The 25,536-nt window shown below is 72.5% G+C and carries 24 protein-coding genes; 17 read left to right on the top strand and 7 right to left on the bottom strand.

Going from position 1 to position 25,536, the window contains the following annotated elements:
* Nucleotides 1-18 precede the first annotated feature (18 nt).
* Nucleotides 19-807 carry an ABC transporter permease gene (locus tag CFP66_RS09375; protein WP_094922204.1) on the bottom strand — a complete coding sequence of 263 codons (789 nt, stop codon included), beginning with the start codon at nt 805-807 and terminating at the stop codon, nt 19-21.
* Entirely contained in the window at nt 807-1,793 is a 987-nt protein-coding gene (locus CFP66_RS09370; RefSeq protein WP_094922203.1) for an ABC transporter ATP-binding protein, read from the bottom strand. The genes CFP66_RS09375 and CFP66_RS09370 overlap by 1 nt, the downstream gene beginning before the upstream one ends.
* A gap of 132 nt (nt 1,794-1,925) precedes the next feature.
* Between CFP66_RS09370 and CFP66_RS09365 the strand changes: the two genes are divergently transcribed.
* Together CFP66_RS09365 and CFP66_RS09360 are read left to right on the top strand one after the other, a co-directional pair.
* Nucleotides 1,926-3,107 carry a sensor histidine kinase gene (locus tag CFP66_RS09365; protein WP_143517188.1) on the top strand — a complete coding sequence of 394 codons (1,182 nt, stop codon included), beginning with the start codon at nt 1,926-1,928 and terminating at the stop codon, nt 3,105-3,107.
* Complete coding sequence (locus CFP66_RS09360) at nt 3,104-3,724, top strand: DNA-binding response regulator (RefSeq protein ID WP_094922200.1); 621 nt, start codon at nt 3,104-3,106, stop codon at nt 3,722-3,724. Before CFP66_RS09365 ends, CFP66_RS09360 begins: the two co-directional genes overlap by 4 nt.
* A 175-nt stretch (nt 3,725-3,899) precedes the next feature.
* On the opposite strand, the gene CFP66_RS09355 is transcribed toward CFP66_RS09360, so the two are convergent.
* Nucleotides 3,900-4,544: a class I SAM-dependent methyltransferase gene (locus CFP66_RS09355; protein ID WP_094922198.1), complete on the bottom strand. Its 645-nt coding sequence runs from the start codon at nt 4,542-4,544 to the stop codon at nt 3,900-3,902.
* Between the two features lie 96 nt (nt 4,545-4,640).
* Between CFP66_RS09355 and CFP66_RS09350 the strand changes: the two genes are divergently transcribed.
* Entirely contained in the window at nt 4,641-5,606 is a 966-nt protein-coding gene (locus CFP66_RS09350) for an AraC family transcriptional regulator (RefSeq protein ID WP_094922196.1), read from the top strand.
* A gap of 78 nt (nt 5,607-5,684) precedes the next feature.
* Nucleotides 5,685-6,530, top strand: a complete 846-nt coding sequence (locus tag CFP66_RS09345; RefSeq protein ID WP_143517187.1) for a hypothetical protein — start codon at nt 5,685-5,687, stop codon at nt 6,528-6,530.
* A 55-nt stretch (nt 6,531-6,585) separates the two neighbouring features.
* Here the strand turns inward: CFP66_RS09345 and CFP66_RS09340 are convergent, their stop codons facing one another.
* A complete protein-coding gene (locus CFP66_RS09340; RefSeq protein WP_198961331.1) occupies nt 6,586-9,003 on the bottom strand; it encodes a (Fe-S)-binding protein in 2,418 nt (805 codons plus the stop codon).
* Nucleotides 9,004-9,434: 431 nt separating this feature from the next.
* Between CFP66_RS09340 and CFP66_RS09335 the strand changes: the two genes are divergently transcribed.
* From CFP66_RS09335 to CFP66_RS09305, 7 genes are all read left to right on the top strand, one after another.
* A complete protein-coding gene (locus CFP66_RS09335) occupies nt 9,435-9,695 on the top strand; it encodes a hypothetical protein (protein ID WP_094922193.1) in 261 nt (86 codons plus the stop codon).
* Between the two features lie 3 nt (nt 9,696-9,698).
* Nucleotides 9,699-10,202 carry a hypothetical protein gene (locus CFP66_RS09330; RefSeq protein ID WP_198961330.1) on the top strand — a complete coding sequence of 168 codons (504 nt, stop codon included), beginning with the start codon at nt 9,699-9,701 and terminating at the stop codon, nt 10,200-10,202.
* The gene (locus CFP66_RS09325) at nt 10,189-13,230 is read left to right on the top strand and encodes an ATP-binding protein (protein WP_094922192.1); all 3,042 of its coding nucleotides are present in this window, start codon (nt 10,189-10,191) and stop codon (nt 13,228-13,230) included. The genes CFP66_RS09330 and CFP66_RS09325 overlap by 14 nt, the downstream gene beginning before the upstream one ends.
* Nucleotides 13,227-15,146: a hypothetical protein gene (locus tag CFP66_RS09320; protein WP_094922190.1), complete on the top strand. Its 1,920-nt coding sequence runs from the start codon at nt 13,227-13,229 to the stop codon at nt 15,144-15,146. Before CFP66_RS09325 ends, CFP66_RS09320 begins: the two co-directional genes overlap by 4 nt.
* An 88-nt stretch (nt 15,147-15,234) precedes the next feature.
* Complete coding sequence (locus CFP66_RS09315; protein ID WP_233159254.1) at nt 15,235-15,750, top strand: hypothetical protein; 516 nt, start codon at nt 15,235-15,237, stop codon at nt 15,748-15,750.
* A 60-nt stretch (nt 15,751-15,810) separates the two neighbouring features.
* Nucleotides 15,811-16,779: a C40 family peptidase gene (locus CFP66_RS09310; protein WP_094922414.1), complete on the top strand. Its 969-nt coding sequence runs from the start codon at nt 15,811-15,813 to the stop codon at nt 16,777-16,779.
* A 95-nt stretch (nt 16,780-16,874) separates the two neighbouring features.
* Nucleotides 16,875-17,303: a hypothetical protein gene (locus CFP66_RS09305; RefSeq protein WP_094922187.1), complete on the top strand. Its 429-nt coding sequence runs from the start codon at nt 16,875-16,877 to the stop codon at nt 17,301-17,303.
* A 22-nt stretch (nt 17,304-17,325) separates the two neighbouring features.
* On the opposite strand, the gene CFP66_RS09300 is transcribed toward CFP66_RS09305, so the two are convergent.
* A complete protein-coding gene (locus tag CFP66_RS09300; RefSeq protein ID WP_094922186.1) occupies nt 17,326-18,531 on the bottom strand; it encodes an MFS transporter in 1,206 nt (401 codons plus the stop codon).
* A gap of 260 nt (nt 18,532-18,791) precedes the next feature.
* On the opposite strand from CFP66_RS09300, the gene dnaK reads away from it, so the two are divergent.
* Genes dnaK through CFP66_RS09270 form a run of 6 tightly spaced genes read left to right on the top strand, consistent with a single transcriptional unit; the run spans nt 18,792 to nt 23,766 of the window.
* Entirely contained in the window at nt 18,792-20,648 is a 1,857-nt protein-coding gene (dnaK, locus tag CFP66_RS09295) for a molecular chaperone DnaK (protein WP_094922184.1), read from the top strand.
* Complete coding sequence (gene grpE / locus CFP66_RS09290) at nt 20,645-21,328, top strand: nucleotide exchange factor GrpE (protein ID WP_094922182.1); 684 nt, start codon at nt 20,645-20,647, stop codon at nt 21,326-21,328. Before dnaK ends, grpE begins: the two co-directional genes overlap by 4 nt.
* Nucleotides 21,329-21,347: 19 nt before the next feature.
* Nucleotides 21,348-22,550 carry a molecular chaperone DnaJ gene (gene dnaJ, locus CFP66_RS09285; protein ID WP_094922181.1) on the top strand — a complete coding sequence of 401 codons (1,203 nt, stop codon included), beginning with the start codon at nt 21,348-21,350 and terminating at the stop codon, nt 22,548-22,550.
* Nucleotides 22,547-22,984 carry a heat shock protein transcriptional repressor HspR gene (locus tag CFP66_RS09280; protein WP_094922180.1) on the top strand — a complete coding sequence of 146 codons (438 nt, stop codon included), beginning with the start codon at nt 22,547-22,549 and terminating at the stop codon, nt 22,982-22,984. The genes dnaJ and CFP66_RS09280 overlap by 4 nt, the downstream gene beginning before the upstream one ends.
* 33 nt (nt 22,985-23,017) lie before the next feature.
* The gene (locus tag CFP66_RS09275) at nt 23,018-23,338 is read left to right on the top strand and encodes a hypothetical protein (RefSeq protein ID WP_143517186.1); all 321 of its coding nucleotides are present in this window, start codon (nt 23,018-23,020) and stop codon (nt 23,336-23,338) included.
* Complete coding sequence (locus tag CFP66_RS09270) at nt 23,335-23,766, top strand: type II toxin-antitoxin system VapC family toxin (RefSeq protein WP_094922178.1); 432 nt, start codon at nt 23,335-23,337, stop codon at nt 23,764-23,766. Before CFP66_RS09275 ends, CFP66_RS09270 begins: the two co-directional genes overlap by 4 nt.
* Nucleotides 23,767-23,785: 19 nt before the next feature.
* On the opposite strand, the gene CFP66_RS09265 is transcribed toward CFP66_RS09270, so the two are convergent.
* The gene (locus tag CFP66_RS09265) at nt 23,786-24,235 is read right to left on the bottom strand and encodes a hypothetical protein (RefSeq protein ID WP_094922177.1); all 450 of its coding nucleotides are present in this window, start codon (nt 24,233-24,235) and stop codon (nt 23,786-23,788) included.
* Between the two features lie 27 nt (nt 24,236-24,262).
* Entirely contained in the window at nt 24,263-25,435 is a 1,173-nt protein-coding gene (locus CFP66_RS09260) for a globin domain-containing protein (RefSeq protein ID WP_094922175.1), read from the bottom strand.
* Nucleotides 25,436-25,536 lie beyond the last annotated feature (101 nt).

Here is a 25,536-nt window from a genome sequence, read left to right as displayed (position 1 = left end):
CCGCGGAGGGCATCCACGTCAGTGCCGCGGGTCCCAGCGGAACCTGCGCAGGGCGAGCGCTGCGAAGATCACCGGCCAGCCGATCGACGCGACGAGGGCGGGTGCCACCGCGGGCAGGCCGCCGAGCGTGGGCTCCCAGGTCGCGCCCGTCATCGCCAGCTGGGCGAGCCGGCCGACCGCGGCACCGGGCACGGCCACGAAGACCTGCCACCAGCCGCCCGACGGGACGATCGCCAGCATGATCGCGGCGCCGAGCAGGACGAACACCATCGGCAGGGTCGTGATCTGGGCCCGCTCCGGGGTGGGCGTGACGATGCTGGTGGCGAGGCCTGCGGTGACCCCCAACGCCAGCCCGCCGACGACCGCGAGCGCCAGCGGCACCGGGTCGGCAGGCGCGGGTACCCCGGTGAGGGCGTTGATCACGGCGAACACGACGAGCTGCACGAGTCCGAGCAGCACGATCGGCAACACGGTCGCGATCAGGAGCTCGGGATCGGTGAGGCGGGTCGTGCGCATCCGGGTGAGCACGCGGGTCTGGCGGCGCGCCACGAGCGTCTGGGTGACGGTCACGTAGACGCCCATGCCGATCACGACCGCGAGTTGCAGGGCGATGACGACGGCGAAGGCGACCGGTCCGCTCCCGGCGCGGAAGGTGAGGGCCCAGAACACCCCGAGACCGATCGGGATCAGGATCGAGGACACCGCCACGGTCCGGTTCCGCAGCAGCAACCGCATCTCCGCGGAGGCCACCGCGAGCACCCGGCTCGTGGCCGTCGAGGACGCGGCGCTCGTCGTTGCGCTGGGCATCACGGAACCTCCAGGTCGCGGTGGTCGTCGCGGTGGTCGTCGCTGGCGTGGTCGCCGTCGCGCACGGAGTGGTAGACGTCGGTGAGCGAGGCCGGCGCCGCGCGCAGACCGGACAGCCGCACCCCTCGAGCGGCCGCCCAGCCCAGGAACGTCGTCAGATCGCCCTGCAGGTCCTCGGTCCGCACCCGCACCTGGTCGTCGTCGTACTCGACCGTGCCCGTGAGGGTCGGCAGTTGCTCCCGGCCCGGTGGGAGCGTGGCGGAGAAGCGCGCCGGCTGCGTGGCAACGATCTCCGCGAGCGTGCCCGCAACAGCCACCCGCCCCGCGTGCATGATCGCCACACGGTCCGCGAGCGCCTCGGCCTCCTCCAGGTAGTGGGTGGTCAGCACGACCGTGCGGCCGGCCTCCTGCAGCTCCTGGATCGCGTCCCAGGTGCGCCTGCGCGACCCCGGGTCCAGGCCGGTGGTCGGCTCGTCCAGGACGACCAGCTCCGGCGACCCCCACACCGCCAGAGCCAGGTCCAGGCGGCGCTTCTCGCCGCCCGACAGCTTCCCCACCGGCACGCCCCGGCGCCCATCCAGCTCGAAGCGCTCCATCAGCCGCTGCGGGCGGTCGGGCCGGTCGACGAGCCGCTGCCACAGCTCGAGCGTCTCCTGCACGGTCAGCTCCTCGACGAAGCCGCCCTCCTGCAGCTGCACCCCCATGCGCTGCCGCAGGGCCGCCCGGTCGGTGGCCGGGTCGAGGCCGAGGACGGAGACCGTGCCGCCGCTGCGCCTCCCGAACCCCTCCAGCACCTCGAGGGTGGTGGTCTTGCCCGCGCCGTTCGTGCCGAGGAGCGCGAAGACCTCGCCGCGCCGCACGTCGAGGTCGATGCCGCGCACCGCCTCGAACTCGCCGTAGTGGACGTGCAGGTCCCGTACGGCGACGGCGATGCCGGCGCTCGACGTCGCCGTCGTCCCGGCCGGCCGCTGCGTCGTCTCCGTCATGCTCCCCAGATTCGCGCTCGTCCCGCGGCCCCCGGTAGTACCGGTGCTCACCGGTGGCGCTGACGCGCACCACGAGCCCCGATGACAGCTGTCATGCCCGGTCAGCGCCGTGCCTCGGCTAACGTCCAGGCCGTGGACGCGACACCGCTGCTCGGGCCCGAGGAGCGCAAGGTCCGGGCAGCGCAGCGGTTCGGCCGGATCGGGCTCCTCATGACGATCTTCTGGCTGCTCACCGTGCCCGCCTACGCGATCTGGATGGGCGGCCTGGACCTCGTTTCCGGGTGGTACCTGTTCCTGCTGTACGCCGTCGCGTTCGGCCTGCACCTGTGGCGGATCCGGCAGCACATGACGGCGCTCGGGACCAGCGCCCCGTGGTGGTTCGTGCTCGCGGCGGCCGCCGTCGGCATCGCGATCACACTGCTCGGCCTGGCCACCGGCTTCCCGGGGTTCATCTGGGCGCTGGTCGGTGGCGTCCTGCTCGGTGACCTCGTCGCCGGTCTCCCGGCGCGGTGGATCATGGTGTGGGTCGGGCTGGGCACCGCCGTCACGCTGGTCGGTGGCTACGTCCTCACCGCACCGTCGCTCGTCGGGGCGCCGATCAGCCCGTGGTTCCCCGCGGGGTTCGCGGCGTTCTTCGTGGCCACCATGTGGACGGTGGACGTCGAGCGGCTGTGGTGGCTCAAGGCCGTCACCGACCTCGACGACTCCCGGCGCACCGCCGCCGAGCTCGCCACCGCCCGCGAGCGGCTGCGCCTGGCCGACGACCTGCACGACATCCTCGGGCACGCGCTGGAGGTCGTCGCGTTCAAGAGCGAGCTGGCCGCGCGCCTGCAGGAGGGAGACCCGGTGCGGGCCCGCGTCGAGATGGAGGAGGTGCAGGCCGTGGCGCGCCGATCGCTGAGCGAGGTCCGCGCCCTCGTGCGCGACACGCGTCCCACCGACCTGAGCACGGAGCTCGCGGGCGCGCGCGCCGTCCTGGAGACCGCGGGCGTGGACCTGGTGGTGCGCGGCGACCCGGCCGGCGTCGGCCCTGCCGCGGGCAACGTGCTCGGCCGGGTGCTGCGCGAGGCGATGACCAACCTGCTGCGCCACTCCGAGCCCAGCCGGTGCTCGATCGAGATCGACGTCATCGACGGGCAGGCGCGGCTGCAGGTGGTCAACGACGGTGCCCTGCCCGGCGACGACACCGACCCCGGCACCGGGCTCGCGGCCCTCGGCCGGTACCTGCAGGAACACGCAGGCCGGCTGGACGCCCGGCCGGGCCCGGAAGGCACGTTCCGGCTCGACGCCGAGCTGCCCGCGGGTGTGCGGTGAGCGCGCCGGGCCCGATCCGGCTCGTCCTGGCCGACGACGAGTCGCTGACCCGCGGTGCGGTCGGCGCGCTGCTGGGCATGGAGACCGACCTCGTGGTGGTCGCCGAGGCCGGCACCGGTGACGAGGCCATCGCGAGCGTCCGCCGGCACCGTCCGGACGTCGCCGTCCTGGACGTCGAGATGCCCGGCCGGGACGGCGCCGAGGTGGCGCAGTGGGTGGCCGCGAACGAGCCCGCCACCCGCTGCATCATCCTCACCCGGCACGCACGGCCGGGGGTGCTGCGCAGGGCCCTCGCCGCGGGTGCCGCGGGGTTCGTCACGAAGAGCGCGCCCGCCACGCTGCTCGCCGACGTCATCCGCCGCGTGCACGGTGGTGGGCGCTACGTCGACCCGGATCTCGCCATGACGGCGCTGATGACCGAGGAGTGCCCGTTGACCGACCGGGAGCTGGAGGTGCTGCGTGCGGTGGACGCCACGGGCACCGCGGCCGACATCGCGGCCCGCGTCCACCTCTCCCCGGGCACCGTGCGCAACTACCTGTCCTCGGCGATGCAGAAGCTGGGCGCCGGCTCGCGGACGGAGGCGGTGCAGCGGGCTCGCGACCACGGCTGGTTGTAGCGCTGTGACGTCGGCCTGCGCTTCGCTCCGGCGGCTTGCGGGCCCTCGAGACGCCGCCTCGCTCCTCCGGTGCTCAGTCGCTCGTACCTCGCTCCCTGCGCGCCTCCCCCGCGAGACGACGTCGGCCCGCAAGCTTGTGACATCGGCCTGCGCTTCGCTCCGGCGGGACGGACGGTCAGCAGCGGGTGGCGCGGACGTGGAGGACGCCGAGGCGGCCGCGTTCCCCGGTCCGGATGTCGGTGAGGCCCGCCTCGCGCATCCGGTCCGCGATCCCGTCGTCCGCGTTGGCCCGCAGGTGCTCGTTGCGGTGCACCCAGCGTCCGGCGACGCCGTGGTGGTGGCCGCCGAAGTCGACCAGGTGCAGCTGCCCGCCGGGGCGCAGGACACGGCCCACCTCGGCGAGCATCCGCCGCTTCTCCGCGTCGTCGAGGTGGTGGAACATGAACGCGGACAGCACGCGGTCCACGCTCGCGTCGTCGTACGGGAGCGCGCCGGCGGTGCCGCGGTCCCAGCGGACCGGCGACCCGCGGCGATCGGCCTTGCGCCGTGCCCGCGCGAGGGCCAGCGGGTCGGGGTCGAGCCCCACCACCTCGGCGCCCGGGTGCAGGCGCTGCACCCGCAGCGCCAGGTTCCCGGTGCCGCACCCCACCTCCAGCACCCGGTGGCCCGGTACGACACCGGCCCGGGCGGCGAGGCGGCGGTGCACGCGCGGCGCGCCGACGAGCCAGGTGAAGGGGTCGTAGAGCGGGAGCAGCCGGTCCCTCCCCATCGCGGGCACGTAGTCGTGCTCGTTGCGGGTGCCGGTGGGACGGTCGGACATGGCGGTAGTTCTCCCTCTGCTGGGACGATGTTCGGAGTTCCTGCCTCCAGGCTGGAACGGCCGCGGGCTGTTGCCAAGTGAGGATCCTCGGCAGTGATGGGACGTTCTTCGGATCCGACGTCGCGAGTTCGCGGTGTACCCGTCTACGGCTACCGCCGGGTGCCGGGGGTGCCACCGATCGGTGTGGTGCGGGGCCGCGACGGCCGTGAGGAGCCGGCGGGCGTCGTGCGCCGGCACCCCCACGCCCACGACTTCCTCGTGCTCGTCTACTTCGAGCAGGACGGCGGCTGCCTGCGCGTGGACGAGCGCGAGTGGTCCCCGGTCGCGGGCGACGTGTTCGTCGTTGCTCCGGGCGAGGTGGTCGTCGTCGACCAGGCGGGGGGCCTGGCGGCGGCCGACGGCTGGGCGGTGTTCTTCCCGCCCGACGTCGTCGGGGCCGCCGACCCCGGTGCGTTCCTCTCCTGGCGCTCCCACCCGTTGCTGTTCCCCTTCGTCCGTGGTGTGGCGGGCGGGGTCCAGCGGCTGCACGTCCCGCCGGCCGGACGGGCGGCGTTCAGCGAGCGGCTCGCTGCGCTCGACAGCGAGCTGCGCGAGCGCCGGGACGGCAGCAACGAGGCCGCCGTCGCACACCTGACGCTCCTGCTCGTCGCCGTCTCCCGGCTGGCCACCGACGTCCTCGACGGCTTCGTCCTGCGCGACGAACCACTGCTCGCCGCAGTGTTCGACGTGATCGAGGAGAGGTTCCGCGGGACGTTGACCCTGGCCGACGTGGCGGCGCAGGTCGGCCTCACACCCGGCCACCTCACCACGGTCGTCGGGCGCAAGACGGGCCGCACCGTGCAGCAGTGGATCACCGAGCGGCGGATGGTCGAGGCAAGACGGCTGCTCGCCGAGACCGACCTGACGGCCGAGGCCGTCGGCGCCCGTGTCGGCTACCGCGATCCGGGCTACTTCGCCCGCCGGTTCCGCCGGGCCCACGGCGCTGCGCCGTTGGAGTGGCGCCGCGCCGGCCGTCCCGCTGACCCACGGCGACCGCTGGGACACGGTCCGTCCGACCGGTAGCCTCCGACAGCGATGGAACCGCGACGTGATCCCCAGGCCCCCTGGCTGCCTGCGGCGCGTCCGTCGCACCCGCCGGCCGTGCCCGTCCCGCCGCCGGAGCCGGGCGCGCCGCCGCCGCGCCCGCGGTTCGACTGGCGGCGGATCGTCCGCTCACCCCGCGGGGCCGCCTCCCTCGCGGTGATCGCGGCGGCGCTGCTCCTGTGGCCCTTCGCCGGCTTCTCCTGGATCCCCTGGATGATCGGCCTCGGCGCCCTCGTCGTGCTCCGGCTGCTGCGCCTCGAAGGGCTGCTGCGCGGTTGGGACCTGCCGCTCGCGTTCCTCGTCGTGGTCATCGGGCTGATGGTGAGCACCGGCCCGTGGGCCTGGGCGCTCGCCGGCAGCATCGGCGTCCTGCTGGCAGGGCTCACCCAGCTGCCGTGGTGGCGGCTCGCGGCGGTGGGGGCCGTCCTGTGTGCCGCGAGCGGGATCGGCTTCGGGTTCTCCGTCCACCAGGACCGGATCGAGCTCTCCCAGATTCAGGCGCAGGCGGGAGACCTGTCCCGGGCAGGCATCGCCGAGGAGAGCGGTGACATCGTGCCAACGCTCGTCCTCGCCATCACTCAATCCGGCCCGGACCCCGACCTGCTCTGCGCCGTGCTCACGCCTGCGGCGGAAGAACAGCTGGCTCAGGCAGCCGGTGCCCCCGACTGCGCCGCCGCGGCGGTACTCCTCCACCAACGTGGCCAGACGACGGCCGAGTCGCGGGAGCTCGGCATGCCCCGTGGTGCCGACCCGCGCCTGCCGGCTCCTGCCGCTCTCGTCCTGGACGGCTGCGCGACCGCGTGGGCACAGACCGCAGGCTCGGAGATCGGCCGCGTACAGGCCGAGCTGGTGGACCCGAACCAGCGCACGTACCTGGTGACCGGGTTCGCGCCTTGCGGCTAGCCAGCCCACTCCACACACCGGATGCTCACTGCTGAATGTGTGGAGTGGCTCGGCTTCACTGGCCGGTGCGGCGCTCCTCGTCGCTGGTCGTGCCCTCCGGTCGTGCGCCCTTCGGTTCTGCACCCCCGGTGCTCGCGCCGCCCACCGAGACATCGCCTGCCGGGTCGGCCTGAACCGCCGACTCGTCGCCCGGACCGTTCGCCTCGGTTCCGCTGGCCGGGGTCGTGTCGGCCGTATGGGGGGCGCCCGCGCCGACGGAGTCGACCTTCCCGTTCGGCGCCGCGTCGCCGCGCCTGACCGAGGCGAGCAGCATCTGGGAGACGTCGAGGATCTCCACGCCGCTGCCCTTGTCCTCGCTCTGGCGCTGGGTGAGACCGTCGGAGAACATCACGCGGCAGAACGGGCAGCCGGTGGCGATCTTCTCGGCGCCGGTGTCGAGGGCCTCGTCCACGCGCTCGAGGTTGACCCGCTTGCCGATCTTCTCCTCCATCCACATGCGGGCGCCACCTGCGCCGCAGCAGAAGGACCGATCGGCGTGCCGGGGCATCTCGTTGAGCTTGACGCCCGCTGCCCCCACGAGCTCGCGGGGCTCCTCGTAGATCTCGTTGTGCCGGCCCAGGTAGCAGGGGTCGTGGTAGGTGACGTCGGTGAGCGCGCCGCCGTCGGGGGCGGCCACCGGCACGAGCTTGCCCTCGCGCACCAGCTTGTTCAGCAGCTGCGTGTGGTGCACGACCTCGTAGTGCCCGTCCAGCTGCGGGTACTCCCGGCCGAGGGTGTTGAGGCAGTGCGGGCACGTGGTCACGATCTTGCGCGTGCCCGGCTCGCGCCCCTCGAACACGGTGTTGAGCATCTCGACGTTCTGCTGGGCCAGCATCTGGAACAGGAACTCGTTGCCCGAGCGGCGCGCCGGGTCACCGGTGCAACCCTCCTCCGAGCCCAGCACGACGTAGTCCACGCCGGCGCGGTGGAGCAGCTCGGCGGTGGCGCGCACGGTCTTCTTGGCGTTGTCGTCGAACGCGCCCGCGCAGCCGATCCAGTAGAGGTACTCGGTGTCGGGTGAGAGCTCGCCGTCGAAGACCGGCACCTCGAAGTCGAGGTTCTTGGTCCAATCCAGACGGTCCTTGGCGTTCTGCCCCCAGGGGTTGCCCTTGTTCTCCAGGTTGCGGAACAGCACGCCGAGCTCGGAGGGGAACTCCGACTCGATGAGCACCTGGTGGCGGCGCATGTCGACGATGTGGTCGACGTGCTCGATGTCCACCGGGCACTGCTCGACGCACGCGCCGCAGGTGGTGCACGCCCACAGCACGTCGGGGTCGATCACGCCGCCCTGCTCTGCGGTGCCGACGAGAGGGCGTGCCGCCTGTTCCGGACCGGAACCGGGCACCCGCTCGTACCCGGACTCCGGCACCCCGTGGCCCGGGTGGGCGGTGAGCCCGGCGGAGAAGTCGATCGACCCGTCCTCGGGGGCCTGCTTGCCGTCGATGAGGTAGGGCGCCTTCGCGAGCAGGTGATCCCGCAGGTCCATGATCACGAGCTTCGGCGAGAGCGGCTTGCCGGTGTTCCAGGCCGGGCACTGGCTCTGGCAGCGACCGCACTCGGTGCAGGTCGCGAAGTCGAGCATGCCCTTCCACGTGAAGTCCTCGACCTTGCCGCGGCCGAACGAGGCCTCCTCCGGCGGGTCCTCGAAGTCGATCGGCTTGCCCTCGTGCTCGATCGGCTGCAGGGGGCCCAGCGCCTTCGGGAAGCGCTTGGCCGAGACGTTGATCGGGGCGGTGAAGATGTGCAGGTGCTTGCTGTAGGCGATGATCACGGTGAAGACGAGCATCACGCCGATGTGCAGCAGCAGCCCGACGCTCTCCAGCACGAAGAGCGTGCTCTCCGGGATCCCGGTCATGAGCCGGCCGACGCCGATCGAGACGAAGGCCCCCGACTCGTAGGGGAACACCCCCAGCGCCGACGATGCGCCGCGGAAGAAGAACATCGTCCACAGTACGTTGAAGATCATGAACAGGATCAGCCACGCGCCGCCGGTGTGGGAGCCGTAGAACCGCGACGCGCGCGCCTCCCGCTCCGGCGCGTTGCGGATCCGGATCACGGAGAACACGGCGAGCGAGATCAGCGCGGCGAAGGCGATGAAGTCCTGCAGGAAGCCGAGCACCGGCCAGCGGCCGATCAGGGGGATGTGGAAGTCGTGGTCGAACAGGGCCCCGTAGGCCTCGAGGTACACCGTGATCAGGATCACGAACGCCCAGAACGTGAAGAAGTGGGCGAGTCCGGGCACCGACCACCGGAGCAGCTTGCGCTGCCCGAAGACCTCGACGAACTGCGCTTTGACCCGCTCGCCGAGACCCTCGGTGCGGTCGTGCGCGGGTTGGCCGGCGCTGATCAGCCGGTAGAGCCAGTAGGCGCGACGGCCGGATACGACCAGCGCGAGCACTGTCATCGCCAGGCCGATGACGAGTCTGACAACCACGGGCTCTCCTCCCAGGGCTGGCGCCGCGGGTGGTGGGCCGCGGAGCCGTTGCGGAGCAGGGTAGACCGGTGCTCCCCGTCCATCGCCGATGTCGGTCCGGCCGTTCACCGCGGAACTTACTCACGGGTAACAGCGGAGCGCGATGTGACCTTAACCCGCCGTTCGGGTGCGCGCCTCGGTCCCCGCGCCGGGTCTTCGTCACTCAACCGGTCCAGATCGACCGCTCACCGCACGCCCCGTTCACCCCTGCGCAGTGTTGCGTGGCTGTCCGTGTCACGCGGTTCTGCCGGCCGGGCGACCCTCTATGCTCCCGCTGGTCAACATGGTCTACTCGTCGCGGAGCCCGAGCAGGCCAGGTCGGGTGTCCACCAGCCCGAGGAGGTCGGGTCAGCGGCGAATTCGGGTTGGCAGCGCCACGAGGAGGAGCCGTCATGACCGGACCACAGGTGCTCGTACTGCACGCGCAGACCCTGAGCACCAACGGTCTCCAGGGCTGGATCACCGACAACGTCGTGCCGCTCATCCTGCTCGGCATCGCGATCATCCTGTTGTGGATCGGCGGCAAGGGCGACAACGCAGGCGTCGCGCGCCGCAGCGTGGGGCTCGTCGTCGGGCTCATCGCGCTGGGCATCGCCGTCTCGGGTAACGGCCCCGAGATCGGTAACTTCCTGGCCGGCCTCCTCGTCGGCTGATCAGTGCTCGTCCGCACCGACGACGAGATCTACCGCGTCGACTCCGTCTGGCTCGGCCCGCCGCGCGCCACGTTCCCGTGGCGCGCGCGGTACGTGAGCTACGGGCTCGGCCTCCTCGTCATGATCGTCATCATGTTCGTGCAGCGCCGGATCGGTATCGGCCTCGACTTCTTCTCCGTGGCGTGGGCGCTCCTGCTCACGATCGCGGTCACCCGGTTCCTCGGGCAGCGCATCAACTACGAACGACCGCTCGGGCAGGTCGTGGGGCTCTTCCGGCACGAGGTCACCGGTCCGCGGCGGCGCACCACGGGCGAGGGCGGCGTGGTCCGCTCGAGCCGGGTGCGGATCGGTCCGGCCGTCCGGCCGCGCAGGCGGCCCAAGGCGTGGCGCGAGGCGAGCCCACCCCGTGAGGGGGCCGGCGGTGTTCTGCGGGGAAGGCCCGCGGGCACGCCGGAGTGGAGCGGAGGCAGTTCACGACGGAAGGGACGTTCGCGTGTCGCGACGTGACACGGGCCGTGATCGCAGATCGCCGGAGAAGGCGGGGCGGCGGCGCGGCCGGGCACTCGCGGGGGACGGCGGCCTGCCGACCTACGAGCCCGACATCGCCCTGCGGTCCATCGAGGGGCACCTGACCCGCACCGGCTCCCAGGTGATGGCCTGGTACCGGCTCGCGGCCCAGGCCTGGAGCTTCCGCAGCGATTCGCAGCGCGAAGCGCTCATCCGCCAGATCGCCGCGCAGCTGGGCGAGCTGCAGGGGCGCTGGCTGCACCTGCGCGTGACCACCCGGCCCTACCCGGTGCACATGTGGGCCGAGTCGTTCGACCACAACGCACTCGGCCGCATGCCCGACGTCGCGGGGGCGCTCGGCTGGGACGGCTTCCTCGAGGGCGAGCAGCGCCACCTGATGGGCCTGTCGATGTCGGACAAGGAGGTCTTCCTCGGCATCGAGGTCTCCGGTCGCAGGATGCTCGACCGGTGGGTGGAGCGCGCGGCGCCGGTGCTCGGCAAGCTCGCACCCGCGGCCGTCCGGGCCGAGATCGCGGCGCTGTCGTCGGAGGTCGGCCACCTCGACGCGCTCGTCGCCGGCTCCGGGCTCGACGCGGTGCCGGCCTCGTCGGACGACATCGCCTGGCTGATGCACCGGTCCTGCGCGCTGGGCCTGCCCGCGCCCCGCACCCTGTCGGTCGTGCCCGGTGGCGGCCACCGCTGGGAGACCGAGGACCTCGCGGCGTTCACCGACGGCGTCGAGATGCACCAGGAGCCCTACGCACCCACCGTGCGCGTGGTCGGGCGGCTGCGCGCGCAGACGGTGAGCCGCAACGTCGCCGTGATGTCGCTCGGGCTGATGGAGGGTCTGCGCATCCCGGAGGTCGACGACCCGTGGATGCAGCACTCCGACCGGCTCCCGTTCCCGGTGGAGTGGTCGGCCCGGATGTACATCCGCCGGCCCGAGGAGGTGGCGGGCGAGCTGCAGCGCCAGATGGGCAAGGTGCGCAGCCAGATCCGGCACTACACCCACGACCACGACCTCGACCCGCCGATGTCGCTCGCCCGCCAGGCCGACCGCGTGCTGGAGGTCGAGGACGAGCTCACCAGCGGCCTGACCCAGATCAACACCCGCCTCTACGGGTGGTGGCGCGTGGCCGTGTCGGGCAAGGACGAGGCCGAGGCGATCAGCCGGGCGCAGCAGGTGCTCGACGTCTACCGGCCGAAGGTGCAGGTGGAGCACCCCGAGGCGCAGTACCGCTACGCGCGCGAGTTCATCCCCGGGGAGCCGCTCGCGTCCACCGCCTACCGCCGTCGCGGCTCGGTGATGTGGGCCGCCGCGGCGGTACCCGCAGCCACCGCGTCCGTCGGCGACCGGCGCGGCATCATGATCGGCGAGACGTGCACCGCCACCCGTCGGCCCGTGGCGTGGGACCCGTGGCTCGCGCAGGAGGTGCGCCGCGCGTCCGGGCTCACGGCGGTGGTCGGCGGCCTCGGCTCCGGCAAGTCGTTCCTGACCGGTCTCATCACCTACAAGACGCTGCGGGCCGGGGCCCGCTGGACGCTGCTCGACCCCTCAGGGCCGCTCGCGCAGCTCACCAAGCTGCCCGAGCTGGCGCCGTTCTCCCGGCACATCAACCTGCTGCGAGCCGATCCCGGCATCCTCAACCCGTACCGCGTGGTCGCCGAGCCGCGCCCGGAGCACTTCGCCGACGAGGAGGACCCGGAGCGGGCGTGGCGCCGCGAACGCTCCCTGGCGGCGGCCACCCGCCGCCGGCTCGTGCTGGACGTCCTCACCGGCCTGCTGCCCTACGACGTGGCCCGGATCCCCCACACCCGGATCGTGCTGCTGCGCGCCGTGCGTGAGGTCGGTGGCGCCCCGGACCGGCATCCCGGCCTGGTCATCGACGTGCTGCGCCGGCACGCCCGCGACGGCGAGGACCACGCCGGCGTGGTCGCCGACTTCCTCGAGGAGCGGCGCGAGCTGCCGCAGGCGGCGCTGCTGTTCCCTGACACGACGCGGGAGGACCCCTGGCAGGCCGACCGCGACTACCGGCTCACGGTGCTCACGATGCAGGGCATGACGCTGCCGCGCCCGGGCAGCCCGCGGGAGGAGTGGACCGATTCCGAGGCGCTCGCCGTCGAGCTGCTCAACCTGGCGTCGTGGCTCACCCAGCGCACGATCTACGACGCCGACCGCAACCTGCGCAAGGGCGTGGCGCTGGACGAGACGCACTTCCTGTCCCAGGTGCCCACCGGCAAGGTGCTGATCGACCGCCTCGCGCGCGATTCGCGCAAGTTCAACGTCCGCGCGCTGTTCGCTTCCCAGCTCGCGGGTGACCTGCTGCGGGTCTCGGGGTTCGCGTCGCTGGTCAACGCCGTGTTCGTGGGGCGCACCGACGACGAGGAGGCGCAGGCCGAGGCCTTGCGGCTGCTGAAGGTGCCCACCGGGGTGGGCTACGAGCAGATGCTCGGCACCCTCTCGCCGCGGCCGCGCCACGACGACCGGCCCGACGACACCCCGCGCCAGTTCATCTTCGCCGACGGGCACGGTGGCGTGGAGAAGATCCGCATCGACCTCGAGGCGCCGCACCTGGAGCACCTGCGCGAGGCGCTCGACACCAACCCGGACGCGAACCGCGTGGCCGTGCGGGGCGTGCCCGCGGCCACCGCGCCGGAGGCGGTGCGGGCGCCCGACGAGCCCGCGTCGCCGCGGCCGATCGTGTTCGGGCGTCCGACCGGGCGGGTCGTGGACCTCGGCAGCGACCTGGGCGACGAGCTGCCGGGCGAGGTTCCGGCCGTCCTCGACGTGGACGACGAGTTCCACGCCCTCGACGACCCCGACGGCCTCATGGCCGGTGCCGCGGCCGACGGGTCCGGAGGCGCGGCCGCCGGTGCTCCTCACCTGCGCGAGGACGAGCACCTCGATCTGCTCGGGGACGCCGACGCCGACGACATCGACGCGGATCTCCTCGACGCGCAGCCCGGAGCCGACGCCGCCCGCGGCGGTGACGGCCGCGTGCAAGCGGCCGGGGAGGCCGTTCGGTGATCCCCGCGGACCCGCCGGCGGTAGCCGGCTGGCTGCCGGTCGTCCTGGTGGTGGCGGCGGCCGTCTTCGTCGAGGCGCGTCGCCGCCGCGGGCGCCGCCGCCGCGGTCCGGCGCGGCCTGCGCGCCGGCGGCTGTCCGTACTGGTCGTCGCCGGGCTCGTCGGGGGATCGGTCCTGCTCGGGCAGCCGGCGTTCGGGCAGACCTTCGACTGCAAGGAACCCCCCGAGCCGGATCGGCCGGGTACGGGACTCGTGGGCTCGCTCGACCCACCGCGGGCCAGCCACGGCGAGTTGGGCAGCGTGTACCGCGAGGTGGGCTACGCCGGCCTCGTCTGGCACAACTACGACATCGGCTGCGGCGGGGCGGCGCTCAACCCCGCAACCACCACGGACACCTGGTTGGGTAACCAGACCCTCAACGTCGCGAAGTTCGCGGTCGGCGGCGTGAACTGGGCGCACTACCTCATCGCCGACGGCGGGGAGCTGCTCTCGCCGCTCGACCAGCTGATCAGTGACGGCACGCGCGCCATGTACGACGCGGTCTTCACCACCTGGATCGGCGTAGCGCTGCTCGTGCTGGCCGTCATGCTGCTGCTGCTCGCGCTGCGCGGCGACCTCGCCCGCCAGACCCAGCGCGCGGCCTTCGCGGTGGCGGCGCTCGTGGTCGGCTCCGCGGCCTACCTGGCGCCGGTCGACTGGGCCAAGGCGGCCGACGGCCTGCTGCTCGACGGCGTCACCCAGATGCAGGAGGGGTTCCTGGGCCAGGTCGGGCTCGGCAACCGCGACACGCTGCCCACGGTCCTCGTCGACCAGGTGATCTACCAGAACTGGCTCCGCGGGGAGTTCGGCTCGCCCGACGTGCCGCAGGCCCGGGAGATGGGTCGCGACCTGCTGCGGGCCCAGACGTTCACGAAGCCGGAGGTCGCCGAGGGTCGGGACACCCAGCAGCTCGCGGAGCAGAAGAAGGCCGAGTTCACCGCCCTCGCCGACCGCATGGGCGACCGCTACCCGTACTTCCAGGGCGAGTCGGGCAGCCGCATCGGCGCCGGCATCCTCTCGGTCGTGCAGGCGCTGTGCATCGCGCTGTTCCAGCTCCTGTCCAAGGTCCTCGTGCTGGTGGCGATGCTCCTGCTGCGCCTGATGGTGATGACCGCGCCCGCGGTGGCCGTGGTTGCGATCCTCAAGCCGGAGATCCTTCCCGCCATGCTGCGCGTGGCGGGTGCCGCGATCGTCAACACGCTGGTGGTCGGCGCGCTCGCCGGGCTGCACGCGCTGCTGGTCGTGTCGCTCTTCCGACCGGGCGCGGGCATCGACCTGTGGCTCGCGCTCCTCGTCACCGGCGTGGTGACCGTCGTCCTGTGGGCGGTCGCGCGACCCTTCCGGCGTCTGGTGTCGATGGTGTCGCTCACCCGCGAGCAGTTCGGCGGCATCGTGCCGGGCGCAGGAACCGGCCCGATGTCCCGTGTCTGGCAGCGGGTGCGTGGCGCCGAGACCGAGGACCGCCAGACGCGGTGGTGGGACGAGCGGCGGGGCGCGAGCGCCGGCGGCGGGCACCCCGACGGGGGGCGGCCCGAGTCGGAGCCGGGTATGCGGGTGTCCGGGGCGGAGCGATCCGCCCGGCGGCACCGCCCCGCCGAGGCCCCCGCGCCGCCGGAACTCGTGCCGGCCGCGCGCAAGCCCGCCCTGCCTGCGGGACCCGACGCGCGCGCGGCGGGCGGCAGGATCCCCGACCGGTCCGATGCCGGCGAGGTGGACGAGCGGGTGATCTACCGCAGGCCGGACGCGGTGCCGTTGCGCCCCGGCGCCGCCCGACCGGTGCAGGCCGAGATCGTCGACGGCGTGCCGGTCTACCGCATCTACCGGCCGCACTCGACGCAGTCGGCCTACAGCCCGCAGGGGACCGGCCGTGCCGATTAGGACGCCTCACGGACGATCTGCGGCATACCGGATGATCTGGGGCTGGCCACTGCGCTCGCCCGTGCGTCTTGCGGTCACCGTGGTGATCGTGGCGGCGCTGGCGGTCGGGGTGACGCTGGCGGTCACGGCCCTCAACGGAGGGTCCGCGGGCGGCGGGGCGCCGGGATCCGACGACGGTTCGACGACCAGCGGCCCGGCCACGCGCAGGCCCGGTGGCTCGGGCCCGCCGCCGAGCCCCACCCCCACGATGCTTCCGCCGGTTCCCGCACTCACACCGTCCCCGCGGCCGCTGTCGCAGGCTCCGGACGAGGCGATCGAGGTGGCGGCGCTCTGGGCGGGCGCGTGGGTGCGCCCGCCCGAGGGCACCTCGGCGCAACAGTGGCTGGAAGGGTTGCGGGCCACCACCACCGACGAGTACCTCGGCGTGCTGAGCGGCGTGGATCCGGGCAACATCCCGGCCACGCGGGTGACCGGGGAACCCCGTCCCGTCGGGGTCGCGGCGAGATCCGTGCAGGTGGAGGTGCCCACCGACGCCCTCACGCTGGTGGTACTCGTCGTGGACACCGAGGCGGGCTGGCGGGTCGCCGGCTACGACCGGGTCTGAGGGCGGCGCGCGGTGTTCCTGGCGCGGCCGTTGCGGCTCCTCGTCCCGGTCGTGGCCGTCATGGCGGCGCTCGGGCTGTTCCTCGGCATCGGGTTCATCGCGTTCACCGCGAGCACCGGTGGAGGCGGCGGGGTCGCCACCACCGGGTCGTGCGACCCGAGCGTGCGCGCGCCGGCCGGACCGCTGGCAGGCAGCCGGGCCGGCACGCGGATCGGCGACCTCAGCGAGGAGCAGCGCCGCAACGCGGCCACGATCATCGGTGTCGCCCGCGAGATGGGGGCGCCGCCCCGGGCGTGGCTGGTCGCGCTGGCCACCGCGATGCAGGAGTCCACCCTCCGCAACATCAACTACGGTGACCGCGACTCGCTCGGGCTCTTCCAGCAGCGCCCGTCCCAGGGCTGGGGTTCGCCCGCCGAGGTCACCGACCCGGTCTACTCCACCCGGATCTTCATCGAGCGGCTGCTGCAGGTCGGTGGCTGGGAGGACATGCCGGTCACGGTGGCCGCCCAGACCGTGCAGCGTTCGGCGTTCCCCGACGCCTACGCGAAGTGGGAGGGCCTCGCGGCCGAGCTCGTACAGCAGCTCGCCGACGTCGCCGACCCGACCGGGTGCGGGCGGACCGCGGTCCTGCCGCAGGGGGCGGCGGGCGCGGCGATCGAGTTCGCGCTGGCCGAGGTCGGCAAGCCCTACGTCTGGGGCGCCACCGGTCCCAACACCTACGACTGCTCGGGCCTGATGCTGCGCGCCTTCCAGGCGGCGGGGATCAACCTCCCCCGCGTGTCGCGGCAGCAGTTCCACGCGGGCGGGCACGTACCGATCTCCCAGGCACAGCCCGGAGACCTGCTGTTCTACGCCACGGACCCCTCGGACCCCTCGACGATCCACCACGTCGTGCTGTACATGGGCAACGACCAGATGGTGGAGGCGCCCTACACCGGCGAGCGGGTGCGGGTGCGGGCCGTGCCGTGGGACTACGAGGAGCTCGTACCGCTCGCGACCCGCCCGGGCACCACCCCGAACCGCGCCTGACGGGGCAGCCGACGTCACCCGTCCGGACCGGGGCCGGGCCTTGCACCCGGCAGCACTACTGTCGCGCTCGGCCTCTCGTACGAGCTGGAGTAGCAATGCCCACCGACAGCCCGATCCCGGCGTCCACGACCCCCGTGCAGGACTACCTCGACCGGTCCGCGCCCGGCGCCACCACCGACCACCTGGTGGTTCCGCGTTCGTTGGCCCAGTCGATGCCCCTGCGTTGGCAGCAGGTGTTCGTCGGGCTGCTGGCCGACCTGCACGACGCGTACGGACACCTGTCGTGGCCGGACTACAAGGTCGTTCCGAGCCGCAGGGAGCTGCTGGTCGACCTCGACGAGGAGCAGCTCGCCGCCGCGGGCTACCACGCCGACCTGGGGCCCGAGGGCGAGCTGGAGTACCGCGACGCCGCGGAGGACGTGGTGGCCGAGCCGGAGCACCACCGCGTGCTCGCTCCGGTGGACGACCCGCTGCCGCCCGCGTCGGCGGGCCGCGTCGAACCGCGCCCGGCCGCTCCGATGTAGGTTGCAGCGGCGGCGCGCCCCGTCACGGATGGGCGGGACCGCGGAGCCGGAACAGCCCGAGGGCGAGGGGCACCAGCAGGGCGACGGTCCCGCCCGCCACCATCACCGCGGACGTCGATGCCGCGTCGACGACGACGCCGCCCAACAGCGCCCCGAGAGCGATCGTGGCCTGGAAGGACGAGGTGAACAGCACGGTCGCCGCTTCGGGGGCGTGGGGCGCCGCCGTGACGAACCACGTCTGGGAGCAGACGGGCACCGCACCGTAGGCGAGCCCCCAGACGACCAGCAGGGCGACGGCGCCGACGTCGGTGCGCCCGAACACCGGGAGCAGCATGGTGGCCGCGGCCAGTGCCGCCGCGGCCACGCAGAACGTGCCGCTCGGGGCGCGGGCGACGGCGAGCCCACCTGCGAAGTTCCCGGCGAGGCCGGCCGCACCGTAGACGAGCAGGTAGGCCGTGATCGATGCGGGAGCCGCGCGCGTGACGTCCTCGAGGAAGGGCGTGACGTAGGTGTAGGTGCCGAAGTGCGCGGAGACCACCAGCAAGGTCACGAGCAGGCCCACCCGTGTGGCCGAGCCGCGCAGCACCGTCCTGAGCACGGACAGGCGGGTGGGGGTCTGCGGTGGGAGCGCCGGCAGGAACACGAGGAGCGCGACGACGACCCCGACCGTGAGCAGCCCCATCACCACGAACGCCGCCCGCCAGCCCGCGAGCGTGCCGAGGAACGTGCCCGCCGGGACGCCGAGCACCGACCCGAGCGGCACCGCGGCGAAGATCACGGTGGTGGCGCGGCCCGCGTGCCGATCGGGGACGAGCCGGGCGGCGAGACCCGCGCCGACCGACCAGAACGCGCCGATGACGACGCCGACGAGCACCCGGGACACCACCATCACCCAGTAGGCGGGTGCCGTGGCCGCGAGCAGGTCGGCCACGGCGAGGACGACCATCAGCGCGCACAGCACGCGGCGCCGGTCGAGCGACGCGGTCGCCACGGTCATGGCGGGCGCGGCGAGGGCCGCGAGGATCCCGGGCACCGTCATCGTCAGACCCGCGGTGCCCGCGGAGATCCCGAACGTGCGGCCGATCGGGGTCAGCAGCCCGATCGGGAGGATCTCCGTGGTGACGATGGCGAAGATCCCCATCATGACGGCCAGCACCGCGAGCCAGCCGTTCAGAGGCGGTCGCGTTGCGGCGGATCCGGTATCGGCGGCGGTCGGGAGCGTGGCCATGAGGACAGCCCAGCAGCCTCGTACGCCCGGGTCTGGCGCCTTCCGGTCGCGACCCGCTCTCCCGTCGTGACTCGGGTGCGACGAACGCCACTGTCCGCGCACGGCGGCGGCGCGGGAACAGAACTGCCAGGTGGCGCGTTGGACGGGCAGACAAGTTGAGCGGGGCAGGCTCAAGGGTGGCGTGATCGCCCGAGCGGCGCCGTGGCAGACTTGAGCGAACCGAACTCAAGCTACACAGATCTACCTCGGAGGCACACACCATGGCTCGTGCGGTCGGCATCGACCTCGGGACCACCAACTCCGTCGTCGCCGTCCTCGAAGGAGGCGAGCCGACGGTCATCGCCAACTCGGAGGGCGCGCGCACCACCCCGTCCGTCGTGGCATTCGCCCGCAACGGCGAGGTGCTCGTCGGGCAGTCGGCGAAGAACCAGGCCGTGACGAACGTGGACCGGACCATCCGTTCGGTCAAGCGCCACATCGGCACCGGCTGGGCCACCGATGACGTCGACGGCAAGAAGTACTCGGCGCAGGAGATCAGCGCCCGCGTGCTGCAGAAGCTGAAGCGCGACGCGGAGTCCTACCTGGGCGAGGACATCACCGACGCGGTGATCACCGTGCCCGCGTACTTCGAAGACGCCCAGCGTCAGGCCACCAAGGAGGCCGGCCAGATCGCGGGCCTCAACGTCCTGCGCATCGTCAACGAGCCCACCGCGGCCGCCCTCGCCTACGGCCTCGACAAGGGCGAGAAGGAGCAGACGATCCTCGTCTTCGACCTCGGCGGTGGCACGTTCGACGTGTCGCTGCTGGAGATCGGCGAGGGCGTCGTCGAGGTGAAGGCCACCAACGGCGACAACCACCTCGGTGGCGACGACTGGGACGAGCGGGTCATCAGCTGGCTCGTCGAGAAGTTCAAGAACAGCCAGGGCATCGACCTCACCAAGGACAAGATGGCGATGCAGCGGCTGCGTGAGGCCGCGGAGAAGGCGAAGATCGAGCTGTCGAGCCAGTCGACGGCCACGATCAACCTGCCCTACATCACCGTCGACGCGGAGAAGAACCCGCTGTTCCTCGACGAGACGCTCTCGCGCGCCGAGTTCCAGCGGATCACCTCCGACCTGCTCGACCGCACCCGCGCGCCGTTCAACCAGGTGGTCAAGGACGCCGGCATCTCCGTCGGCCAGATCGACCACGTGGTGCTCGTCGGCGGTTCCACCCGCATGCCCGCCGTCACCGAGCTCGTCAAGGAGCTCACCGGCGGCAAGGAGCCCAACAAGGGTGTGAACCCGGACGAGGTCGTCGCCGTCGGCGCCGCCCTGCAGGCCGGTGTGCTGCGCGGTGAGGTCAAGGACGTCCTGCTGCTCGACGTCACCCCGCTGTCCCTGGGCATCGAGACCAAGGGCGGCGTGATGACCAAGCTCATCGAGCGCAACACCACGATCCCCACCAAGCGGTCGGAGATCTTCACCACGGCCGACGACAACCAGCCGTCCGTGCAGATCCAGGTGTTCCAGGGCGAGCGCGAGATCGCGGCCTACAACAAGAAGCTCGGCATGTTCGAGCTCACGGGTCTGCCGCCCGCCCCGCGCGGCGTGCCGCAGATCGAGGTCTCGTTCGACATCGACGCCAACGGCATCGTGCACGTGTCCGCCAAGGACCTGGGCACGGGCAAGGAGCAGTCGATGCAGATCACCGGCGGGTCCGCCCTGGGCAAGGACGAGATCGACCGGATGATGCGCGAGGCCGAGCAGCACGCCGAGGAGGACAAGCAGCGGCGCGAGGAGGCCGAGGTCCGCAACCAGGCCGAGTCGCTCGTCTACCAGACGGAGAAGTTCGTCAAGGAGAACGACGAGAAGCTGCCCGCCGACGTCAAGGACTCGGTGAACGGCGCGCTCGGCGAGGCGCAGACGGCGCTGAAGGGCACCTACACCGACGCCATCAAGGCGGCGATGGAGAAGCTCGCCACCGAGTCGCAGAAGATGGGCTCCGCCCTCTACCAGCAGCCGGGCGCCGAGGGTGCCGCTCCTGGTGCCGACGCCGGCCAGGAGCAGCAGGCGCAGGACAACGCCGATGACGTGGTGGACGCCGAGATCGTCGACGAGGAGAAGGACAAGAAGTGAACGACCACGACAACCGCAACGAGAGCGCCGAGCACGGCGACGGTGAGCGGGTCGTGGTCCGGGACCGGCGCCGGATCGACCCGGTGACCGGCGAGGTGCGGGCCCCGGTCGGTGAGCCGGCCGGGGACGCTCCCGAGGCCGGCGAGCCCGAGCAGCCCGTCGGGCCCGACGCCGTCGCGTCCGCGGAGCTCGCCGCCCAGGTCGCCGAACGCACGGCCGACCTGCAGCGGGTGAGCGCCGAGTACGCCAACTACCGGCGACGGGTGGACCGCGACCGGGAGAGCGTGCTGGTCGGTGCGCGGGTGCAGTTCGTCTCCGAGCTGCTCACCGTGCTGGACGACCTCGACCGCGCGGAGTCCCACGGCGACCTCACCGGTGCATTCAAGTCCGTCGGCGACAAGCTGGTGGCCGTCGTCCAGAAGCTCGGTCTCGAGCCGTTCGGATCGGTGGGCGAACTCTTCGACCCGTCGGTCCACGAGGCCGTGCAGCACGAGGCCGGCACCGACGAGGGGCCCACGGTCACCGTGGTCTCCGCGGTGCTGCGGCGTGGCTACCGCATCGCCGACCGCGTGCTGCGGCCGGCGATGGTCACGGTGGTGGACCGCGCCGACGACGGCACGCTGACCGAGCCCGCGCAGGACCCGGTGTCGCCCGAACCCGATCCGGCCGTAGAGCCCTGAGTCGCACGGAGGAGGCGGAGTGACCCAGCGGGACTGGATCGAGAAGGACTTCTACCGCGAGCTGGGCGTCGCCTCCGACGCCTCGGCGGACGAGGTCAAGAAGGCGTACCGGAAGCTCGCGCGCGAGCTGCACCCGGACGCCAACCCCGGTGACGCCAAGGCCGAGGCCCGCTTCAAGGCCGTGTCCGAGGCGTACGGGGTGCTGTCCGACGAGAAGAAGCGCCGCGAGTACGACGAGACGCGCGCGCTCTTCGCAGGCGGTGGCGGGTTCGGCCCTGGCGGGGGGTTCCCCGGCGGGTTCGGCAGCGGCGCAGGCGGGCAGGGGTTCGATCTGAACGACCTGTTCGCCCGCGCCGGTGCCGCCGGGCCCGGCGCCGGCGGTACGGGTGCCGGCGGGCTGGGCGACATCCTCGGTGGCCTGTTCGCCAACCGGGGTGCCGGCCAGACCACGGCTCCGCGCTCGCAGCGCGGCGCCGACGTCGAGAGCGAGCTGCGGATCGACTTCGTCGACGCCGTGCGCGGCGCCGAGGTGCAGCTGCGGCTGTCCGCGCCGGGACGGTGCGAGCGTTGCGGTGGCACCGGCGCCCGGCCGGGTAGCACGCCGCGCACCTGCCCCACCTGTTCCGGGGTGGGGCTCGTGAGCCGCAGCCAGGGCGCGTTCGCGTTCTCCGAGCCGTGCCGCGACTGCCGCGGCACGGGCCGGATCATCGACGACCCGTGCTCGGAGTGCGGCGGCGACGGCGTGAGCACCCGCACCCGCACGCTCACCGTGCGCGTCCCCGCGGGTGTGCAGGGCGGCCAGCAGGTGCGTCTGAAGGGGCAGGGCGAGCCCGGCCGGGGCGGCGCTCCGGCGGGTGACCTGTACGTGAAGGTCAACGTCACCCCGCACCGGTTGTTCGGCCGGTCCGAACGCAACGCCGACGACCTCACGTTGACCGTCCCCGTCACCTACCCGGAGTTGGTGCTCGGCAGCACGGTCACGGTGCCCACTCTCGATTCCACCGTGTCCCTGAAGATCCCCGCGGGCACGGCGAGTGGGCGCACCTTCCGGGTCCGGGGCCGTGGCGTGCAGCGCCGGGGGAAGTCCGGTGACCTGCTCGTCACCGTCGAGGTGGCGGTTCCGGCGCGCCTGGACGACCCCGCCACCGAGGCGTTGCAGGCCTACGCCGAGGCCACGAAGGAGATCGACCCGCGCGCCGACCTGCTCGGAGGTTCGCGATGACCAGCGGTGGTCCCGGGCTCCCGCCCGGTACCAACATGGACAGCCCGGTGTTCGTCATCTCGGTGGCCGCCGAGCTGGCCGGACTGCACGCGCAGACCCTGCGCAGCTACGACCGGCTGGGGCTCGTCCGCCCCGGCCGGTCGGCCGGCGGCGGTCGCCGCTACTCGCCGCGCGACATCGCCCTGCTGCGCGAGGTGCAGCGGCTCTCCCAGGAGGAGGGCGTCAACCTCGCCGGCGTCAAGCGGATCATCGAGCTGGAGCAGCTCGTCGACGAGCTCCGCGCCCGCCTCGAGGAGATGGCGCAGGAGCTCGACGCCGCCCGTGCCTCCGCCGAGCAGGCCGCGGCCTCGGTGCACGCGTCCTACCGGCGCGACCTGGTGCCGGTGGACCGGAGGCAGGCGCTGGTGGTCTGGAAGCCGAAGCGCCGGTCCTGACACCCTGACCGACACCGGGCTATTCTGTCTGTCATGTCCGATGAAGTGTCGGTCCCCCACCCGCGGTCGCCCGAGCGGGAGATCGCGATCCGCGAGCTGCGCAACGCCGGAAAGGTCGTCGCAGAGCTCGCGGCCGCCGGAGCCGTCGGCCGCCTGACCAGCGGCGGCCGCCTCGTCGGCTGGCTGGTCCCGGCCAGTGAGGACGAGCAGCGCGTCGAGGACCTCGTTGCTCGTGGAAAGCTCCGGCTGGGACGCCCGGGCGGGCTGACCGGCCGCCGGCCGCGGCCGCGCCGGCCGGGAGTCCGTCCTCTCGGCGAGACGATCGAGCAGCTTCGGGGCGACGAGGACCGGTGATCTACCTCGACTCGTGCGCGCTGGTCAAGTTGATCCGTGACGAGGACGGGTCGGACGCACTCCAGGCATGGTTGGACGAGCGGGGTGACGAGCTCGTCGTCACGTCGGAGCTCGCCCAGGCAGAGGTGCTCAGGGCGGTCCGGCGAAGCAATCACAACGATCAGGGAGCGCTCATCGACGCGGCTGAGCTCGCTGCGGAGCTCGCCGAGGCTGATGACGTTCTGGACGCGATCGCGCAGGTCTCGATCGATCGTGACCTGCTGGCTCGGGCCGGTGCACTCGAACTCCCGATGCTGCGGACGCTGGATGCCATCCACCTGGTGTCGGCACTCGAACTCGCGTCCGTGGGCACAGGCTTCGTGACCTATGACAACCGGTTGGCGGCGGCCGCACGTGCTGCCGGGCTGAGGGTGATCAGCCCCTCCTGACTGTTCTCATTCGCGTCGGTTAGCCGGAAAGGACGAACTCCGGCGGGTCCTCCGGTATCGAGTAGGGCTGCAGACGAATCGATTGGTCTTCGGTCGCGTTCCGCGCCGAAAAGCGCATCCTCAAAGACGTGCCTACGAGGTCGGCTACGGGGTGAGTGCCGAATCCTGTATCTGTGAGGGGCCACGGTGTGGCGAGATGGCCGCTCACGAGGTCCTGTACGTCCGCAAGGACGTTCGCCGCGATGTCGGCCAGATCTTGCCGGGTGACGGCTGCAGGAATGCGGACTGCTTGCGTGGCCACCACGTGTGGTCTTCCGCTCGTGGTCAGGAGCGCGATGTGAGGGGTAGCGAGGAGCGCGAGGCCTTCGGGGAGGCTGGGACCGAGCTGGTCGATGATGTGCGCCACCATGTCCGGCACGACGGGCGCCCAGTCCGCCGAGTCACTGCTCACCAGGGTGGGATCAGACATTCGTTGTCGTCCCGGACGGACCAGCCACTAGTCCATCGTGAACGGGTCGTACTTGATCCGGTCCAGCGGCGTGCCGGCCACGAGCATGCGGGAGACGGTGGCGCGGATCATCGCGGGCGAGCCGCAGACCAGCACGTCGTGGTCGGACCAGGCGCCGTAGCGGGTGACGACGTCGGCCAGGGTGCCGCGCTCGGCGCCGGTGGCGCCCTCGTCGTCCTCGACGACCGGGATCACGTCGACCCAGGTGTTGCTGTAGGAGAACTTGCGCAGGCTGGCGAAGTCGTAGAGGTCCTCCCAGGTGCGACCGCCCACGAAGACCTGGGTGCGGGGCTGCTCCGGGCGCTGTGCGATGTCCTCGAGCAGGGCCTTGATCGGCGCCATGCCGGTGCCGCCGGTGACCATCAGCAGCTCGCGTTCGGACGAGGGGTCGACGTGCATGCGACCCATGGGTGGTCCGATGCGCCAGGTGTCGCCGATCTGGGAGTGGGCGACGATCGCGCGGCTGACCCATCCGCCGTCGACGGCGCGGACGTGGAACTCGAGCGTGCCGTCCTCGCGGGGGGAGTTGGCGGGCGAGAGGTAGCGCCACAGGCGGGGCCGTTGCGGTGTCTCGACGCTCACGTACTGCCCGGCTCGGTACGGGACGGGTTCGGGGGTCTGGAGGGTGATCATGGCGAGGTCCCAGCCGACGCGCGTGTGCTCGACCACGCGTCCCAGCCAGGACGCCGGGCCGCGCTCGGCCTGCGCGGCGGTGCGCATCGCGGTGGCGAGGTCGGCGTAGGCGCCGGTCCAGGCTTCGTGCACCTGGGGGGTCCACGACTCGCCGGCGTGGGCGCGGATGGCGCCGATCAGGGCCTGGCCCACGGCGTCGTAGTGCTGCGCGACGACACCGAACTTGCGGTGGTCGCGACCGAGCTGCTCGAGGAACGGCACGAGGTCCTCGGGCTGGTCGACCATCTGCACGAAGTGCACGAGCGCCCGCATCAGCCGGCTGCGCTGGACCTCCATGTGCACCGGGAACAGGTCGCGCGTCTCGGGCGCGATCCGGAACAGCGTGGCGTAGAACAGCCGTCCCATCTCGTCGCTGTGCGACTCGGCGGCCGCCCAGCTGTCCTTGATGAGCCGCATCCGCCCCGACTCCTCGCCGCGGGACTCACCGATGCTCGGAAGGCCTGCGGTGAGCAACTGGTCAGCGGTCATGGAGGCCGGCTCTTCCTGCTCGACGGACGGGGAGCGGGGACGGGGTCCCGGGGCGCCAGCCTATCGCGCGCAACGCCATCCGGTGACTCTCGAGCCCGAGG

Source organism: Pseudonocardia sp. MH-G8 (genome assembly GCF_002262885.1).
GTDB lineage: Bacteria > Actinomycetota > Actinomycetes > Mycobacteriales > Pseudonocardiaceae > Pseudonocardia.
This window is presented reverse-complemented; position numbering and strand designations above follow the sequence as displayed.

Excerpts from the sequence above, each read along its gene's own strand:
- CFP66_RS09300 (WP_094922186.1), bottom strand. The coding sequence starts at position 18,531 with ATGGCCACGCTCCCGACCGCCGCCGATACCGGATCCGCCGCAACGCGA.
- CFP66_RS09265 (WP_094922177.1), bottom strand. The coding sequence starts at position 24,235 with ATGTCTGATCCCACCCTGGTGAGCAGTGACTCGGCGGACTGGGCGCCC.
- CFP66_RS09335 (WP_094922193.1), top strand. The coding sequence starts at position 9,435 with ATGACCGGACCACAGGTGCTCGTACTGCACGCGCAGACCCTGAGCACC.
- CFP66_RS09350 (WP_094922196.1), top strand. The coding sequence starts at position 4,641 with ATGGGACGTTCTTCGGATCCGACGTCGCGAGTTCGCGGTGTACCCGTC.
- dnaK (WP_094922184.1), top strand. The coding sequence starts at position 18,792 with ATGGCTCGTGCGGTCGGCATCGACCTCGGGACCACCAACTCCGTCGTC.
- CFP66_RS09260 (WP_094922175.1), bottom strand. The coding sequence starts at position 25,435 with ATGACCGCTGACCAGTTGCTCACCGCAGGCCTTCCGAGCATCGGTGAG.
- CFP66_RS09280 (WP_094922180.1), top strand. The coding sequence starts at position 22,547 with ATGACCAGCGGTGGTCCCGGGCTCCCGCCCGGTACCAACATGGACAGC.
- CFP66_RS09370 (WP_094922203.1), bottom strand. The coding sequence starts at position 1,793 with ATGACGGAGACGACGCAGCGGCCGGCCGGGACGACGGCGACGTCGAGC.
- CFP66_RS09375 (WP_094922204.1), bottom strand. The coding sequence starts at position 807 with ATGCCCAGCGCAACGACGAGCGCCGCGTCCTCGACGGCCACGAGCCGG.
- CFP66_RS09310 (WP_094922414.1), top strand. The coding sequence starts at position 15,811 with ATGGCGGCGCTCGGGCTGTTCCTCGGCATCGGGTTCATCGCGTTCACC.
- CFP66_RS09275 (WP_143517186.1), top strand. The coding sequence starts at position 23,018 with ATGTCCGATGAAGTGTCGGTCCCCCACCCGCGGTCGCCCGAGCGGGAG.
- CFP66_RS09355 (WP_094922198.1), bottom strand. The coding sequence starts at position 4,544 with ATGTCCGACCGTCCCACCGGCACCCGCAACGAGCACGACTACGTGCCC.
- CFP66_RS09305 (WP_094922187.1), top strand. The coding sequence starts at position 16,875 with ATGCCCACCGACAGCCCGATCCCGGCGTCCACGACCCCCGTGCAGGAC.